This window comes from Pseudomonas sp. D1-36, assembly GCF_051132205.1.
In the GTDB taxonomy this organism is placed as follows: domain Bacteria; phylum Pseudomonadota; class Gammaproteobacteria; order Pseudomonadales; family Pseudomonadaceae; genus Aquipseudomonas.
Window position 1 is genome coordinate 2,933,265 of record NZ_CP071674.1, and the last position, 16,250, is coordinate 2,949,514.

The following is a 16,250-nucleotide window of genomic DNA, read 5'->3' on the forward strand; positions in this document are numbered from 1 at the left end:
TACTCATTGCCTCGCCAAAAAAGCGAGGCCGATCAAGCTACTTCGCAGTCTTCTTCATCCCAATCCGCCGCCGCATGTCGGCGGTGATGCTCTGGCGGGTCTTGGGCAAGTCAGCCCAAGGCTCATGCCCCACCTCCGCCAGCCGCTCGTGGACGTTGTTCACGTTCCAAAGGTTGGCGCCCTTGAGCTCGGCCACTTCTTCCCGGTAGATGGGCACCGACACCGGCAGCCCTTCCCTGGTACGCACTGCGTAGGCACAAATGGTGGTTGCGCCCAAACCGTTGCGCAGGTAATCGATGAAGATCCGCCCTACCCGGTTCTTGGGACCCGACACTGCCGAGAAGCGATCGGGCAACAGCTTGGCCATGTGGCTGACGATGGCATGGCTGAAGCCTTTCACCTCATCCCAGCCCAACTTGCGAGTAATCGGCACGACAATGTGGATGCCCTTGCCGCCGCTGGTCTTTAGAAACGCCTTCAGGCCCAGCTCATCCAGCACTGACAAAGTCAATTGCGTGGCTTCCACCATGCTTTTCCACGGCAGCGCCGGGTCCGGGTCAAGGTCGAGGACGAAGCGGTCAGGCTTGTCCAGATCGGCAGAAGTCCCGTTCCAGGTGTGCAGCTCCACGGTACTCATCTGTACCGCGCCGATCAGCGCTTCGGCGTTGTTGATGATCATCACTGGTTGCCCGGTCAGGTCCTTGTCCAGGCTGGTGATGCCGGGAATTGCCAGGCGCTCGGGGTTCTTCTGGAAGAACAACTCGCCGGCGATGCCATCCGGCGCCCGTACCAGCGCCACCGGGCGATCGGCCAGCTCCGGCAGGATAAAATCAGCAACGCTGGCGTAGTACTCGGCGAGTTGCATCTTCGTGGTGCCGCTGCTCGCGTCGATAATCCGATCCGGATGGGTAATGCGGACCTTGCCTTCCAAGGTTGGCGACTGCGTGGTCTTGGCCTTGGCCGTGGCCTTGGATTTGGATTTGGATTTGGCTTTCGGCTCGGCCGGCGCCGGTTCAGCATTGTCCTTGGCCGCCGCTTTTTTCACGGTTTTGGGCAATTCCTGGGTAATCGCCTTTGCCGGTTTGTCATTGCGCAGGCCATGGAACACGGCATGGCGTACCGAGCCTTCCTTGGTCATTTCGGCAAACGCCACTTCCGCCAGCAACTCCGGTTTTAGCCAGTGCACACCCTTGGCGTCATACCCTGTGGGCGGATTGACCACGGCGGCCTTTTTGGTTTCCAGGGGCAACAGCTGCTGATGGATGCTTTTGAGCGTGGTTTCGTTGAAACCGGTGCCAACCTTGCCGGCATAGCGCAGCTCGCCGCTGTCGACGTCATGCAGGCCCAGTAACAAGGCGCCAAACGCGCTGCGGGCGCCCTTCGGCTCGCTGAAGCCGACCACGACGAATTCCTGGCGGTTCTTGCACTTGAGCTTGATCCAGTCGCTGCTGCGCCGGGACACATAGGCGCTGCCCTGGCGCTTGCCGATCAGCCCTTCCATGCGCATCTGGCAGGCACTGTTGAGCAATGCTTGCGGGGTTTCTTCGAAGGAGTCGGAGTAACGCAGCAAGGGATCTTCGTTGGGTTCCAGCACCGCAGCCAACGCCGCCCGGCGCTCCTCCACCGGCACTTTGCGCAAGTCCATGCCGTTGAGGTACGGCAGGTCGAACAGGTAATAAGCGATCTTGCCACTGCTGCCAGCGTCGAAGGCGTTTTGCAGGGCCTGGAAGTCCGGCACGCCTTGCTCGTCGGCGACGACCATTTCACCGTCCAGCCAGGCTGATTCCAACCCCAGCCCCGCCAGAGCCTCGGCCTGTTTCGGCAGTTTGTGGGTCCAGTCATGGCCGTTGCGGGTAATCAAGCGCACGTCGCCATTATCGATGCGCGCCATGACGCGGTAGCCGTCGAACTTGATTTCGTAGAGCCATTCGCCATCGGGTGCGCTTTCCACCAGGGTCGCCAGTTCCGGCTTGAGGGTCTCGGGGATGGGCCCGGCCACGGCGCCGCTGAGGGTGGTCTTGCCGCTCTTTTTGGATGGCTTCGCCTTGGCGGGTTTTTCCGGCTGCTTTACAGCCTTGGCGGCGGCCGCCTTGCCCCGCCGCTTGGGCACGATGGTGCGGTCACTGAGCACGCTGTCGGGCTCGGCCTGCACCACGTCGTACTCGCTTTCCGGCCGGGCGGCGTCATCTTGATGCTTGATCAGAAACCATTGTTCCTGCTTGCCCGGCATATGGGTGCGCACCAGGTTCCACAGCCCCGCGAGCTTTTCCCCCCGCAGCTCGAACTTGAGCCGGCCTTTTTCGTAGGCTTCGTGCACGTCACCCTGTGGAATCCACACGCCCCGGTCCCAGACGATGACGTCGCCCGCGCCGTAGTGCCCCTCCGGGATACTGCCCTCGAACGTCGCGTAATCGATGGGATGGTCTTCAACGTGAACCGCCAGGCGCTTGACCTTCGGGTCCAGGGACGGCCCCTTGGGCACCGCCCAGCTCTTGAGCGCGCCATCCAGCTCCAGGCGAAAGTCGTAATGCAGCCGCGTTGCATCGTGCTTCTGTATGCAGTACTGCAACCCGTGGGTGGTTTTTGCCGATTTGCGAGAGCGCTTCGCCGACGGTTCCGGGGTGGCGCCGAAATCGCGCATGCGGTTGTAGTCGTCGAGGGTTTTGCTGGTCATTGGCCACCTGCAACTTGCGCGAGGGTGGGATCGGCCACCGGCAAACCGGCGGTTTCCGACAACAGCTGATCGACCACCCGGCCCAGGGCCTCTTCGGTCGTATCGCCCAGCAGCAGGCCTTGCTCGTAGAGGACCACTTGTCGATCAGCGCTGGTGCCCTCCTGGATGATCCGGCGCGCTTGCTTGAACACATCCTGCACGCCCAGCGCCGTCGCGGTGTCGCCGAAGGTCTGCTCGGCCAGGTTCAGCCACTCGCCAATCAGCATCGGCTGCTCCTGGCCTTCGACAATAAATTCCGCGAGGATGCCGTGGCGCTTGGCCCGATAGCGGTTTTCCTTGAGGATCCAGTGGGACATCAAGCTGTAGTGGGCGCCTGGCTTGGGCTGGGCGACGGCGTGGGCAATCATCAGTCGAAACAGCGAGACGAGGCACAGCACATCTTCGGTCCGCGGGCAGGCATCGCAGATACGCAGCTCCAGGGTCGGATAGTGCGAGGAAGGCCTGATCACCCACCAGCAATCGCTGGGCTGGCGGATGGAGCTGGTGCGGGTGAGCATGTCCACGTAGCCATTGAAGGCTGATTCGTCCTCGAAGAATTCCGGCACGCCCATGCGCGGCCATTCATCGCAGGCCACTTGCCTATAACTGCTGAAGCCACTGTAGGCGCCGTTCCAGAACGGCGATGACGCGCTGAGCGCCAACAGCATCGGCAGCCAGGGCAGCACCTCATTCATCACCTTGACCCGGTCATGATCGCCCGGCACTTCCACATGTATGTGCAGGCCCGACAGGACGCTGCGGCGCGCCACGCGCTGGTAGTCGTCGAACAACTGCTGGAAGTGCAGCTCGTCGGTGGGTTGCAAGCCAACGGTCGCCATTGGATGGGATCCTGCGCTCAGCAATCCCAGGCCATGGGGCGCCAAGCGCTGAGTCAGGCCGTTACGCACCTGGGCCAGGTAATCGGCCGCCTCGGCCAGGCTGCGGAAGATGGGCGAAGCCATTTCCACCTGGCTCTGGAACATTTCATGGGCGAAGTGCTTGCCCAGCTCTTCCCGGCACGCCGTCACCGCCGCCGCCGACGGTTGATCGGGCATGCGGCGGGTTTGCAGGTCGGTGATGAAATATTCCTCTTCAATGCCGAACTTCAGACGCCTGTTCATCGATATTCCCTCCGATACCCGCACCCGTGCGGGTGACAACCAACGCCACCACGGCGATCCGTTCCACGTCCTGATAACCGGGTGTCAGCAGTTCCTCGCCAAACACATCCGGGTCCAATTCCCTGTAGGTCCAGGCGAACTGCGGTGAATCGCGCCAAGGGCCCAGAGCCTCCAGAAACGGATCACGACCGTCGACCATCGCCACGCCGGTGTAGAGCACCAGCGAACCGCCGGGTGTCAGCCGTGGCAATGCCTGTTCGACGATACGCAGCGACAATCCCGCGCCCAGCGTTCCGCCGCCATGGCGATAAGCACGCTCGGCGGGGTCGGCCATATACGGGGGGTTGGCGACGATCAGGTCGAAGTCGCCCTCGACGTCCTTGAGCACGTCGCTGCGGGCGATCTCGACATTTGCCACCTCGGCCAGCGCCGCGTTGACGGCGCACAGCCGCAAGGCCATCGGGTTGATGTCGATGGCCAGTACCTGGGCTTCGCGTCGGGCGCGGGCAATCACCATCGCCCCGACACCGGCGCCGCAGCCAATGTCCACCGCGCGATGCACGGCCGTGAAGTTCTGTTGCAGATGGGTATGGATCAGGTGCGCGAAACGGTAGCTGTCGGGGCCGAAGAACACTGCGTCGTTGGCCTGGGTCGGAAATTGCGAATGGGCGAACAGCATGCCGTCCAAGCTTGACCAGCGCACGCGGCTGCGCAGCAGGCCGTCGTGTTCTTCCAACACTTCTGCTTCTTGCAATTGACGCTGCTCGTCGGCGGAAATAAGCCCCGGCGCGAAGGGCCTGGACCAGCCGAAAACATCCCGCAAGGTCTTGGAGCGCTCGTTGCCTGGCCGCTGGTTGACGCGCTCGTGAGTAAGCGGCGTTGGGGTGATGAAACGGTAGCCGTCAGCGTGCAGGCGGCGACCTAGCTGCAGCAGGGCCAGGTCGGGTTCGGACAGGCGGTCTTCCTGATTCATGCAGGGCTCCTAGCGAAGGGCGGATTTGAGTTCGATGAACCGGCGGGTCGCCAACAACCCGGCCGGGTGGCTGTGGCAGCGGGCCGAGAGCCAGGGCATCAGAATTTGCATCTGCTCATCGGGGGCCTTGCCCCGCAGCGTTTGCTGCAGGTTCTGCACATCCGGGTCTTGGGCCGGTGCCGGCGATTCATGGGCCGCGCCATGATTGCGGCGGGCGCCGGGACGACCGCGCTGGTCCAGCCAGTCGCCGGCAATCCAGTCATGCAGCAGCTGTTTTTCGTAAGGGCTGAAAACCCCGAACATCGCCGCGCCCGGGCCTTCGATCAGGGTCCAGAAACGGCTGTTCTGGGGATCTTCATGGCGTCGGATCCAGCCTTTGCCTTGCATGGCCTTGAGGAAACCCTCCAACTGCCCCGGTTCCGCCAGCCATTGGTTGACGGTCTTGCCTTCGAACTTGCAGTAATCGGAATGCATGTGCTGGCCGAACGGGCGCTTGCGCTCAAGCATGTCCAGGACTTCGCGCTCAAGGTCGAACGACTCGATGACCGCCCGGCTGCCCTGCCCCAGGTCGTTGAGGCGATAGCCCAGTGTGACCCGGCGCCAGAACGACTCGCGGTCAGCTTCCATCGGCATCAGTTGTTGCAACGCTTGCACGGCTTTGTGGGCGTGCCCGGTGCTGGCGTTGTCGATGGTCACGTGAAGCGTGAAGTAATACGGGTCGATGTCCAGCTCGCTCAGCTCATAGGCGCTGATCAGCAAATGCAGGGGCAGTTGCTCATAACCCAGGTTGTAACCGATGACCTCGGGCAGGTATTCGTCGCCGGCATAGCCCAGGGCCAATTGAACAGCACCTTGCAGGTAGCGCTCGTCATCGATGTCGGGCATGTCCTGTAAGCCGTGTTCGGCCAACAGCTTGCGGTAGAGCACGACATGGTTCTGGGCCGGAACGCCATCCCCAAGCTCTTCCAGATAGGTGCACAGCAGCCCCTCGAAGCGATGGTCATGCCAGTGTTTGAGCACACCGTACAGCCATGCGCCGTCCACGAGCTTAGTCGGCGCCACGGCCTGGATAAAATACAGGGCATGGGCCTTGGTCTGGAAAAACTCCCGACCGCCGCCGCTTTTGCGCCGTTCCAGGTAGTCGGCATATTGCCGGGCCACGCCGGCGCTGTGCTGTTCTACCCAGGCAAGCAACGCGCCAGGGTCGTCAGGCATTTCTTGAGGCAATGCGCTCGCTTGTTCGAGACACGGTTGCAGGAAGGCCTGGGCAACCGCTTGTTTGTCAGCATCGTCGGCGCCTTGCAACAGCCGCTCGTAACACTGGCGAACGTTACCAGCACTTGTGAATGGCTGCGCGGTGGCAGGCCTGGATTGGAGGGGTGTCAGCGCAGTCATATAGGCCTCTTGGGTTCTTGGCTGGACGCTCGAATCGGCACGTCTCTTCCTTTGCAGAGCCTCGCGCAGGGCAAAAAATTCCCCTGGATCGAAAAGCGCCCGGATAAACGGAATCGCCCTGATATGCGGCGGAACCCTCGCTTCGCTATCGCCCTCGAACGTTGGACAGGCGCCTTTTCATTACCCAAGGAGCAATCATGATCTTTACCGTGTGGGTAGCCGTACTCGGCGCTGTCTTGCTGACCTTGGCCCTGACCTCCTCCTACCTGCGCTGGATGCCCGTCACCACTTCCGCCGTGTGCCTGGCGCTGGGCGTCGCCATCGGGCCGGCTGGGCTGGGGCTGCTAAAGCTTGATGTCAATGACTCGTCCGGGTGGATGGAGCACCTGACCGAAGTCGCCGTCGTGTTTTCGCTGTTCGTCAGCGGTCTCAAGCTGCGCCTGCCCCTCAAGAACCGCAGCTGGCGCGTGGCTTACGGGCTCGCCGGGCCGGTGATGATCTTGACGATCGTCGGGCTTTGCCTGGCGCTGCATTACCTGTTTGGCCTCGGTTGGGGCATGTCGATGCTGATCGGCGCGATACTGGCGCCGACCGACCCGGTGCTCGCGGCCCTGGTGCAGGTCAACGATGCCCGCGACGACGACCGGGTGCGGTTCGGGCTGTCCGGTGAAGCCGGGCTGAACGATGGCACGGCGTTTCCCTTCGTCATCCTTGGCTTGCTCATGCTGAGCGAGGAAGGCAGCGGATTCCTCGGCGAATGGGCGTTGCGGGACGTCCTGTGGGCGGTGCCGGCGGGTTTGTTGGTGGGCTACTGGCTGGGGCGCGGCATCGGCGGGCTGACGTTGTCGATGCGTATCAAGAATGCCGACAGCACCTTGTCACCCAATGACTATCTGGCCCTGGCCCTGATCGCCCTCGCCTACGTGGCGGCAGAAGCGATCCACGGCTACGGTTTCCTGTCGGTGTTCGCCGCTGGCCTGGGGCTGCGCCAGGCCGAGGTCGAGTCCACCGACGAACACTCGCCACCGGCAGAACACCTGGTACAGCCGGTGGTGGGCCACGAAACGGTCGAGCCTCAGCAGGCGGTGGTCGGCGACACCCAGGCCTTGGACGACGGCCAAGTGGCGGCTGGCGTGATGATGAGCGACATGCTGGCGTTCGGCAGCCTGGTGGAGCGTTCCATGGAGGTTTTCCTGGTGACACTGCTGGGCGTCGTCCTTGCCACTCATTGGGATTGGCGGGCCCTCGCCGTCGGCGCCCTGTTATTCGCGGTCATTCGCCCGTTGAGTGTGTGGGTGATGCCCTGGGGGCGGTTGCTGGACCATCCGCAACGGCTGTTGATCGGCTGGTTCGGTATCCGCGGGATCGGCAGCCTGTTTTATCTGTTCTACGCCTTGAATCACGACGTGCAATCGGAAGTGGCGCAGCAGTGCATCAACCTCACGCTGTCGGTGGTGGCGCTGAGCATCCTTGTCCACGGTGTCACCACCCAACCCGCCCTGGCGTGGTATGAGCGCCGCAAAGACGGTCGCACGGGCTAGCCGCCCGGATCGGTCACTTGGATAAACACCGAGTAAATGCCCAACAGCACCCAGAACGCTGCGAATATCCACGGCGTGCGCACCGAAAACAGCAGCGACTTACGGTAGCCCTTATGGGTCGACTCTCGCTCGCTGAACAGCGGCGATTCGTCGTAGGCCAGCCCCATCAGCGGCTCGCTGCGCAGCAATTCGCTTTGTTTGAAATGCCAGTGGTCGATGATGTCGTAGGCGGCCCGAATGCCCGGCCATGCATTGAGGGAACTCAAGACGCCGAGCAACGCCAAAAATGGCGGCACGATCAGTGTGAAGAGCTTGCCCCACTCCGGGTTCAGATTGGCCATGCAGGATGCAAACGCGATCACCAGGAATGACTGGGCGGTCAGGTAGGCGTCGGTGCGATTGGCCAGAATGCTGGTTTCGTACTGGATTTCCCGACGATAAAAGTCCAGCCGCTCCTTGGGCGAGCCGAACATTTTGGCGTTGTGTTCGGTCAGTTCTTCTTCAGGGGTCAGACGGGTGAGGATTCTGGGCATTGCTCAGGTTTTCCCTCGGTTTGATTGGGGTACATCTAGAAGGATGAGAGCCGGGCAAGTTCAAGCCGATGGACCAAAGGTCAACGAAACGCTGCTGCACCGCCGGGGTCTTTAAAGGATTGAAGGCAAGAGGAAAAAAGCGTGGATTATCTTGGATGGGTGCAATGGCCAGCAATGGCGATCACGGTATTGGCGGCATGGTTGATCGGATCGCGCCAGCCCCGTCGGCGAGTGGCGGGCTTCAGTTGTTTTATTCTCAGCAATATCCTGTGGGTCATTTGGGGCTTGCACACGGATGCCTACGCGCTGATCGTCTTGCAGTTCTGCCTGTGCGCGATGAACCTGCGGGGCTTCAAGAAAAATACCCAATGACACACCATCTGATCGTGGCGAGGGGTTTTGATCCCCTCGCCACAGCGGTCGCACATGACGACTTGGCGGTTTAACCCATCGTCTGCCCGATGATCTGCACCAGGTCGATCTGCTTGAATGGCTTGGTCAAACGCGGCAATTGCGTTGCAAACCCTTCCAGGCGCTCGGCGTAACCAGTGGCGAGGATAACCGGCAGGGTCGGTTGGCGCTCGCGCAGCAATCTGGCCAGCTGCGCGCCATCCATCTGGGGCATGGCCATGTCAGTGATCACCAGGTCGATACCTTCATTGCGCTCGAACAGCTCCAGCGCTTGGGCGCCAGACAACGCGCAGAGGACCCGATGCCCCAAGTCTTCGATCAGCAAACGGGTGCTGGTCAGCACCAGGCTGTCATCGTCCACCACCAGCACCGTCAGTTTCTGGACGTGTTGCGTTGGTATCTCGGTGGCGGGTGGCTTGTCCCTGACCGAATCGTCGGCCACTGGCAACCACAGCTCGGCACTGGTGCCGACGCCTTTCTCGCTCTTGAGAATCAGCCGGCCGCCCAGCTGCTCGGCCAGGCCATGCACCATGGACAGACCCAGGCCAGTGCCTTTGCCGACGCCCTTGGTGGTGAAAAAAGGATCCACCGCCGAAGCCAGCGTCTCCTCGTCCATGCCCTCGCCTTCATCGCTGATGGTCAGGCAGATGTAGCGTCCGGTCGCCAGCGGCTTGCTTGCCGTCGGAGCATCGCTCCCCTGTCGCTCCTGTGCCTGGATCAAGATCCGGCCGCCCTGGGGCATCGCGTCCCGGGCATTCGTCGCCAGGTTGAGGATCGCCAGTTCCAGTTGGTTGACGTCGGCCAGCACCGGCGACAACGCCTCGTCAAACTGGGTCTGGATGTGTATCGAAGGGCCCATGGAGCTTTGCAGCAAACCGCTGATGCCGTCCACCAGCGCCGACAATTCGACCGGTTCGGCGCTGAGTTTCTGCCGCCGGGCAAACGCGAGCATGCGCTGGGTCAGCGATACGCCGCGCAGCGCGCCCTGGGTGGCGTTGTCCAGCAGTTGGGTCAGCTTCGGCTCGCTGGGCATACGCTTGCGCACGATCTCCAGGTTGCCAAGGATCACCGTCAGCAGATTGTTGAAATCATGGGCGATGCCGCCGGTGAGCTGGCCGATGGCTTGCAATTTCTGGGATTGGAACAACGCCTCGCGAGCCTGTTCAAGGGCCTGCTGCGCTTGGGTGGCATCGGTGATGTCCCGGGTGATCTTGGCAAACCCCAGCAACGTACCGGTATCGCTGCGAATCGCATCGATAACCACGTGGGCCATGAATCGCGTGCCATCCCTGCGCACGCGCCAGCCCTTCTTTTCGAAACGCCCCTCCGTGGCGGCGATGCTCAGAGCGCGCTGCGGCTCCCCGGCTTCGCGGTCTTCAGGGGTGTAGAACATGGAAAAATGCTGGCCGATGGCTTGAGCCGGCAGATAGCCCTTGATGCGCTGGGCACCCTGGTTCCAGTTGGTGACTTGTCCATCCGGATCGAGCATGTAGATGGCATAGTCGGTGACGCTTTGCACCAGCAGGCGAAATTGCTGTTCGCTTTGCTTGAGGGTTTCCTCGGCCATCTTGCGATCGGTCAGGTCACGGGTGATCTTGGCGAAACCGAGCAGCTCGCCGCTCTGGGCGTCGATGATCGGGTCGATCACCACGTGAGACCAGAACAGCGTGCCATCCTTTCGCACTCGCCAGCCTTCGCCTTCGAAGCGTCCTTCGCGCACGGCGGTGTCCAGCGCCCGCTGCGGCAGGCCGGCGGCGCGGTCCTGGTCGGTGTAGAAACGGGAAAAATGCTGGCCCAGGATTTCCGATTCTTCATAACCTTTGAAGCGCCGGGCACCGGAGTTCCAACTGATGATAATGCCCGACGGATCGGTCATGTAGATGGCATAGTCCACCACCGCATCGATCAACAGTCTAAAGCGCTGATCTTCATCGATACGGGCGGTCTTTGGGTTCTTCTCAAGCATGTGGCCGAGGCATCCAAGGGAATTTGGGTGGAGTATGGAACAACTGACCCGCCGGGAAAAACCTGATTTTCGTGGGGCTATAGGCTGTTGGGCTTGTGACAGCGGTGCATCCGCCTAAGAAGAGGCAGGATATGCAGGCGACATCGCGATCAAGCTCGCTCCCGCAGGTGCCTTGGGATGCTCAGGATTGATTGACCACCACCGTGGCAGCAACTGCTGCACCTTGGCCTCGCCGAAGCGATCGTCGATCAGCATCACCACTCCGCGATCCAGCTGGGTACGGATGACGCGCCCAGCCGCTTGCACGACCTTCTGCAGGCCGGGGTACAAATAAGTGTAGTCGTATCCATCGCCGAAGATCGCCGCCATTCGCTGCTTGATCTGTTCATTGACCGGGTTGAACTGCGCCAGTCCCAAGGTGGCGACGAAGGCGCCGATCAGGCGCGAGCCCGGCAGGTCGATGCCTTCCCCGAACGCCCCGCCCAGCACGGCGAAGCCGATGCCCTGGCCCTGCTCCGTGAATCGCTCGATAAACGCCTGTCGTGGGGCCTCGCCCATGCCGCGCGATTGCGCCCAGGTCTCGACGTGCGGATATCGCTCGGCGAACAGCCCGGCCACCTGCTGTAAATAATCGAAACTGCTGAAGAACGCCAGGTAGTTGCCAGGGCGCTCATCGAACTGGCGGCCCATCAACTCGACGATCGGCTCAAGGGAAGCCTGGCGACGGGCGAACCGGGTGGAAATGCGACTGACCACCTGTACGTCCAATTGTTGGGCCTGGAACGGTGACTCAACGTCGATCGATACCGTGTCCGCCGGCGTACCCAGCAAGTCAGCGTAGTAGCGCCGTGGACTCAGGGTCGCGGAGAACAGCACGCTGCTGCGTGACGCCGTGAACCGGGGCCGCAGGAAACCGGCCGGGACCACGTTGCGCAGGCACAGCGTGGACAGGCTGCGCTGGCGACCGGTTTCTCGCTTATGGATATCGAACAGGAAGTGCTCGTCGAACGACTCCGCCACGCGCCCGAACTGCAAGATGTCGAAATAGAAGGCCTGCAGGCCGCTGTCCAGGCCTTGGGGGTGGTCGTTGAGGTAATCGCCCATAGCCGTGGCGCAGGACCCCAGCGCAAGGAGCAGCTTTTCCGGGGGGCGGCCATAAGCCTGGTAAGCCGCTACCTGTGGTGCGTGCAAGGCATTCCACTGGCGATTGAGCTTTTGCAGGGGTTTCTTCAGGGGCTCGGGCGCGGTTTTGAGCACCGCCGACAAGGTGGCCTGATCCAGGGTCGCGCTGTACATCTGCCGCCCTCGCTCCACCAGGTTGTGGGCTTCGTCCACCAGGGTCGCGACCGCCCAGCCATTGGCCTGGGCAAGGCCGAAAAGCAAGGCGCTGAAATCGAAATAATAGTTGTAGTCTGCCACCACCACGTCGGCCCAGCGGGCCATTTCCTGGCTCAGGTAATACGGGCAGACCTCGTGGTGCAGGGCGATGTCACGCAACGCGGCTTGATCGAGGAGCGTTACCTGGCTCGCCGCTGCCCGGGCCTGGGGCAGGCGGTCATAGAATCCACGGGCCAGCGGGCAGGATTCGCCATGGCAGGCTTTATCCGGATGTTCACAAGCCTTGTCCCGGGCGATCATTTCCAGCACCCGCAGCGGCATCGCGGTCGTGCTGTTGGTGAGCAGCCGGGCGGCGTCCAATGCCAGTTTGCGTCCTGGGGTTTTCGCCGTGAGAAAAAACACCTTGTCCAGGCGCTGCGGCGCCAAGGCCTTGAGCATGGGGAACAAGGTGCCAACCGTCTTGCCGATGCCAGTGGGCGCCTGGGCCATCAGGCAACGACCGGTGCTGACGGCCTTGAAAACCGACTCGGCCAGGTGGCGCTGCCCCGGCCTGAAGGTCGCGTGGGGAAAAAGCAGGGCCTGTGCGCCCTGGTTGCGTGCCTGGCGATGGCGCATTTCCTGCTCTGCCCAGGCCAGGAACCGTGCGCATTGCTGCTCGAAAAACGTCTGGAGTTGCGACGCTTCGAAACGCTGGTCCAGGCAGGTTTCCTTCTCGCTGACGATGTCGAAATACACCAAGGCAACGTCAATGCGCGGCAGCTCCAATTTCTGGCACATCAGCCAGGCGTAGATCTTCGCCTGGGCCCAGTGCAGCTGCCGATGGTTGTCCGGTTGCTTGCTGAGGTCGCCGCGGTAGGTCTTCACTTCTTCGAGGCGGTTGGTCGCAGGATCGTAGCCATCGGCTCGCCCCTTGACCTTCAGGCTCTGGTAGGTGCCTTCCAGGCTGACCTCTGCCTGGTAGCCCTCGCTGCGCCGTGATGCCACGGTCCGGTGGCCGACAATCCCTTCCAGCGCGGTGGGTGACGGAGTAAAGCGCAAATCGAGGTCGCCGACCTTGGCGGTGAATTCACACAATGCCCGCACGGCGATGCTGTAGCCCGGCGCCTCGGTCATGCGCCCTGCTCCGCCCATTGCACGTAACAGACAGCCACTGGCATACGGTGCTCATGGCAGAAGTCCAGCCATCGCAGCTGGTTGTCCTGCAGGCGATCGCCAGGGCCTTTGACTTCGATCATGCGGTAGGTCTTGTGCTGCGGCCAGAACTGGATCAGGTCCGGCATGCCCGCGCGGTTGGCCTTGATGTCCAATAGCAAACGACTGAACCAGTGTTTGAGGTGCTCTGACGGCAGACAGTCGAGCGCCTGGTCCAACAGCGCTTCGGACAGCGCCCCCCAGAACACGAAAGGTGATTGCACGCCACATTTTTCTGAATAACGACGGCGGATGGTTTCACGGTAGCGCCCGTCATCCAGCTCGGCGAAGCACGCCGCGAACAGCTCGGCGCGACGGTCGTGAAAGTCCTCGTTGAGCAGGTCCACCGGGCCGCGCTGGAACGGGTGGAAGAACGACCCTGGCAACGGCGCGAAAATCGCCGGCCAGCACAGCAGGCCGAACAGGGAATTGACCAAGCTGTTCTCGACGTAGTGCACCGGCGCGGCGTCGTCATGCAAATGGGCCTGGACGCAATATTCCACCGACAATGCCGGATCGACCCGGGGTAAGTGCAAATCCAGCCGCTCGACGCTCCGGGCTATCGGGCGCGGCACGGGTGGCCCGCCCAGTTTGCGCCGCAGCCGCGGCACGATCCGCAACAGGGCTTGTTGTTCGGCGGCGCTTTGCGGCGACTGCGCCGCGGCTTCGCCCAGGTCAAGAGCCAAGGCATATTCACCGACGCGTTCAAGCACCCGGATCATGCGCAACCGCGCGCCGGGATAGGTGCAATCGCAATAGATGCACAGGGCCGTGGCAAAGTCGCCGATACGTTCAGCGTGCTGGCCGATCTGGAACAACAGCTTGCCCCGACGCAGCTCCAGCCAAGGATTATCCAATTCCAGGGTATTGATCCGGGCGACGATCGCCTCAAGCGCTTCACCGGCTTCGAAGCACTGCTGGCATTCATGCAGGAAAAGACAGGCATCGATGTCCTGCCGGCTGCGCAGCCCCCGGGACTCGACACTGAACTCAACGGCCTCGTAGGTAAAAATACCCAGATCCGCCAGCACGAACTCCGACCAATCCTGGTAGAGATTGCCGAAGAACATCAAACGCAAGCGGTCGCACAGCGCCATGACGGTCAGACTGAACAACCGATCCTGGAGCTGAGGGCACCAGGCGCGAAATGGCTGGGGTTGGCTGAACCCCTCGCTCAACGCCAACAGCCAGTCAGCCTTCTTTGCCTTGGGCTGCTCGATACCATGGCCGAGGCAGAGCAGGATTTCAGGCTTGAGCAACACTTCGAACAATTCTTCCAGGCTCAGCTCAGCCTCTTCCTCCACCCAGCCCAAGGCGATCAGGGGTTGCACCGCCGTGCCGATGTCGCCGATCTCGGGGTAATGCAATTTGCCGTGGCGAAAGTGCCGCCCCTTGCGCATCACCATCCGCACCAGCAGGCCTTGGGCGGCACGCGGCAGTGCGGCGAAATCCTCGATGAAACGTTGCTCTTCGACGCTGAGTACATCGGCGTAGCGTTGCGCCAGCCAGGCGAGCACCCGCTGGAAATTGTTCAGGTAGTAAAAGGGATCGTCGAGGGGGTTGGCTGTCACGGAAAATAGCGCCACGGTGCTTGAAGTACTGGTTATGCGTACAGATAACAGCTAGTCGCAGCCCAGGCAACTGCAAAAGATGAGCGGTCTCCTATATTTAAAGGGGAAAACCTTCAAGCGGCGATGAACTTTCCTACAACAAGCGGGACCAATGGCGGTTAACTCAGTGATGGCCCGGTCGAATCAGCTGGGCTTCACCCTTATGCATAGAGGTTATGGATATGAACATCAGGTTTCTGGGCCTGCCCTGGGTCGCCGTGGCATTCCTGGCGCTGGCCGGCTGTGCATCACCAACCGTGGTGACGTTGCAGAACGGTACCCAATACTTGACCGAGGACACCCCCAATACCCGCACGGCGGATGGCTTCTACGAATTCGAAGACATTTCAGGCAAGAAAGTCCGGGTTCGTGCCGATGAAGTCGCCACGATTCGCAAGGAAGACTGAACGGATCCCGGGCCCTCCCCTTGGAGGGCCGGCCGGTCTGTCCACCTGTACCGGACCGACCCCGCCAGTCCATGGCCCTAACCTCGCTGGCTTCGCTATATCGGTTTTTTCCCCGAACATATTTCCCGCAGACAGCCCCTCAACCAACGGTGCACGGGGTCAGCATCCATTCGCGGATGCCAGAGCATTGCGACAGTGAATTCAGGAATCGGGACTGGCAGCGCGAAGCTGTGCATGCCGTGGCGCAGGCGCGTGGTGTAGCGCTCCGGCACGCTGGCAATCAAATCGCTGGACCGCGCGAGCCCCAGGGCAGTGGAAAAACCCGGGACGCAAGTCACGATGTCGCGGGATAGATTCAACGCCCCCAAGGCCTCATCGATCGGGCCATGCTCGATTCCGCGCAGGGAAACGCCGACATGCCTGCCGGCCGCGTAACCGGTTACATCCACCTCGGCCCGACTCAGCGGATGCCCCGCACGCACCACGCCTATGATGCGGTCGACGAACAACGCCTGGGTGCGCAGTTCCGGGCGCGTGTCCTCATCGACGACGGCGGTCTCCAGGTCCACGCTGCCCTCGCGCAGCGCCGTGCCGTCCCGGTCGGTCTTCTCGACAAAACGCAACCGTATTCCTGGGGCGTGCTCGCTTAGGTATGCGATCAGGTCGATCGCGAAGTTCTCCACGAATCCTTGGCGGGTGCGCAACGTAAATGTCCGGTTGATACGGCGCAAGTCCGGGGCCTGCACCGGACGCAAGGCGGCCTGGGCGCCCTGCACCAACTGGCTGACTTGCTCGCGTAGTTCCATGGCCCGGGGCGTTGGAACCAGGCCGCGCCCCGCCCGGACCAGCAACGGGTCCCCCGTCGCCTGCCGCAACCGCGCCAACGCTCGGCTCATGGCCGAGGCACTTAGCCCCAGCCGCCGGGCCGCACCGGCCACGCTGCCTTCGGACAACAACGCATCCAGGGTGACGAGTAGATTCAGGTCGATTGCAGACATTGGCGGGCCTTTGGCTGGGTTGGATGGCGTCACATGCAGCTATAACCTGCAAC

The 16,250-nt window shown here is 62.0% G+C and carries 12 protein-coding genes; 3 read left to right on the top strand and 9 right to left on the bottom strand.

What is annotated here, in order from left to right; all coding sequences use genetic code 11:
• Nucleotides 1-37: 37 nt before the first annotated feature.
• Genes ligD through J3P76_RS13065 form a run of 4 tightly spaced genes read right to left on the bottom strand, consistent with a single transcriptional unit; the run spans nt 38 to nt 6,202 of the window.
• Entirely contained in the window at nt 38-2,674 is a 2,637-nt protein-coding gene (ligD, locus tag J3P76_RS13050; protein ID WP_434611388.1) for a DNA ligase D, read from the bottom strand.
• Complete coding sequence (locus J3P76_RS13055) at nt 2,671-3,834, bottom strand: carboxylate-amine ligase (protein WP_420763996.1); 1,164 nt, start codon at nt 3,832-3,834, stop codon at nt 2,671-2,673. Before J3P76_RS13055 ends, ligD begins: the two co-directional genes overlap by 4 nt.
• Entirely contained in the window at nt 3,806-4,807 is a 1,002-nt protein-coding gene (locus J3P76_RS13060; RefSeq protein WP_420763997.1) for a methyltransferase, read from the bottom strand. The genes J3P76_RS13055 and J3P76_RS13060 overlap by 29 nt, the downstream gene beginning before the upstream one ends.
• Nucleotides 4,808-4,816: 9 nt before the next feature.
• On the bottom strand, nt 4,817-6,202 hold the full coding sequence (locus tag J3P76_RS13065; RefSeq protein ID WP_434611385.1) for an iron-containing redox enzyme family protein: 1,386 nt from the start codon (nt 6,200-6,202) through the stop codon (nt 4,817-4,819).
• A gap of 197 nt (nt 6,203-6,399) precedes the next feature.
• Here J3P76_RS13065 and J3P76_RS13070 point away from each other — a divergent pair, with 197 nt between their 5' ends.
• Entirely contained in the window at nt 6,400-7,743 is a 1,344-nt protein-coding gene (locus J3P76_RS13070) for a cation:proton antiporter (protein WP_434611382.1), read from the top strand.
• Here the strand turns inward: J3P76_RS13070 and J3P76_RS13075 are convergent.
• The gene (locus J3P76_RS13075; RefSeq protein WP_420764000.1) at nt 7,740-8,276 is read right to left on the bottom strand and encodes a hypothetical protein; all 537 of its coding nucleotides are present in this window, start codon (nt 8,274-8,276) and stop codon (nt 7,740-7,742) included. The two genes, J3P76_RS13070 and J3P76_RS13075, sit on opposite strands and share 4 nt — an antisense overlap.
• Nucleotides 8,277-8,417: 141 nt before the next feature.
• On the opposite strand from J3P76_RS13075, the gene J3P76_RS13080 reads away from it, so the two are divergent.
• Nucleotides 8,418-8,648, top strand: a complete 231-nt coding sequence (locus J3P76_RS13080) for a hypothetical protein (protein WP_434564014.1) — start codon at nt 8,418-8,420, stop codon at nt 8,646-8,648.
• 70 nt (nt 8,649-8,718) lie between these two features.
• Here the strand turns inward: J3P76_RS13080 and J3P76_RS13085 are convergent, their stop codons facing one another.
• The 3 genes from J3P76_RS13085 to J3P76_RS13095 all read right to left on the bottom strand — a co-directional run bounded on the left by J3P76_RS13085 (nt 8,719) and on the right by J3P76_RS13095 (nt 14,753).
• Nucleotides 8,719-10,653 (bottom strand): PAS domain S-box protein, encoded by a 1,935-nt coding sequence (locus J3P76_RS13085; RefSeq protein ID WP_434564013.1) that lies wholly within the window; start codon nt 10,651-10,653, stop codon nt 8,719-8,721.
• A gap of 114 nt (nt 10,654-10,767) precedes the next feature.
• Complete coding sequence (locus J3P76_RS13090; protein WP_434611379.1) at nt 10,768-13,104, bottom strand: ATP-dependent DNA helicase; 2,337 nt, start codon at nt 13,102-13,104, stop codon at nt 10,768-10,770.
• Entirely contained in the window at nt 13,101-14,753 is a 1,653-nt protein-coding gene (locus J3P76_RS13095) for a VRR-NUC domain-containing protein (RefSeq protein ID WP_434611377.1), read from the bottom strand. Before J3P76_RS13095 ends, J3P76_RS13090 begins: the two co-directional genes overlap by 4 nt.
• 221 nt (nt 14,754-14,974) lie before the next feature.
• Here J3P76_RS13095 and J3P76_RS13100 point away from each other — a divergent pair, with 221 nt between their 5' ends.
• Nucleotides 14,975-15,199: a YgdI/YgdR family lipoprotein gene (locus tag J3P76_RS13100; RefSeq protein WP_420764005.1), complete on the top strand. Its 225-nt coding sequence runs from the start codon at nt 14,975-14,977 to the stop codon at nt 15,197-15,199.
• A 95-nt stretch (nt 15,200-15,294) separates the two neighbouring features.
• Here the strand turns inward: J3P76_RS13100 and J3P76_RS13105 are convergent, their stop codons facing one another.
• Entirely contained in the window at nt 15,295-16,197 is a 903-nt protein-coding gene (locus J3P76_RS13105) for a LysR family transcriptional regulator (RefSeq protein ID WP_434611375.1), read from the bottom strand.
• Nucleotides 16,198-16,250 lie beyond the last annotated feature (53 nt).

Excerpts from the sequence above, each read along its gene's own strand:
- ligD (WP_434611388.1), bottom strand. The coding sequence starts at position 2,674 with ATGACCAGCAAAACCCTCGACGACTACAACCGCATGCGCGATTTCGGC.
- J3P76_RS13055 (WP_420763996.1), bottom strand. The coding sequence starts at position 3,834 with ATGAACAGGCGTCTGAAGTTCGGCATTGAAGAGGAATATTTCATCACC.
- J3P76_RS13060 (WP_420763997.1), bottom strand. The coding sequence starts at position 4,807 with ATGAATCAGGAAGACCGCCTGTCCGAACCCGACCTGGCCCTGCTGCAG.
- J3P76_RS13065 (WP_434611385.1), bottom strand. The coding sequence starts at position 6,202 with ATGACTGCGCTGACACCCCTCCAATCCAGGCCTGCCACCGCGCAGCCA.
- J3P76_RS13070 (WP_434611382.1), top strand. The coding sequence starts at position 6,400 with ATGATCTTTACCGTGTGGGTAGCCGTACTCGGCGCTGTCTTGCTGACC.
- J3P76_RS13075 (WP_420764000.1), bottom strand. The coding sequence starts at position 8,276 with ATGCCCAGAATCCTCACCCGTCTGACCCCTGAAGAAGAACTGACCGAA.
- J3P76_RS13085 (WP_434564013.1), bottom strand. The coding sequence starts at position 10,653 with ATGCTTGAGAAGAACCCAAAGACCGCCCGTATCGATGAAGATCAGCGC.
- J3P76_RS13090 (WP_434611379.1), bottom strand. The coding sequence starts at position 13,104 with ATGACCGAGGCGCCGGGCTACAGCATCGCCGTGCGGGCATTGTGTGAA.
- J3P76_RS13100 (WP_420764005.1), top strand. The coding sequence starts at position 14,975 with ATGAACATCAGGTTTCTGGGCCTGCCCTGGGTCGCCGTGGCATTCCTG.
- J3P76_RS13105 (WP_434611375.1), bottom strand. The coding sequence starts at position 16,197 with ATGTCTGCAATCGACCTGAATCTACTCGTCACCCTGGATGCGTTGTTG.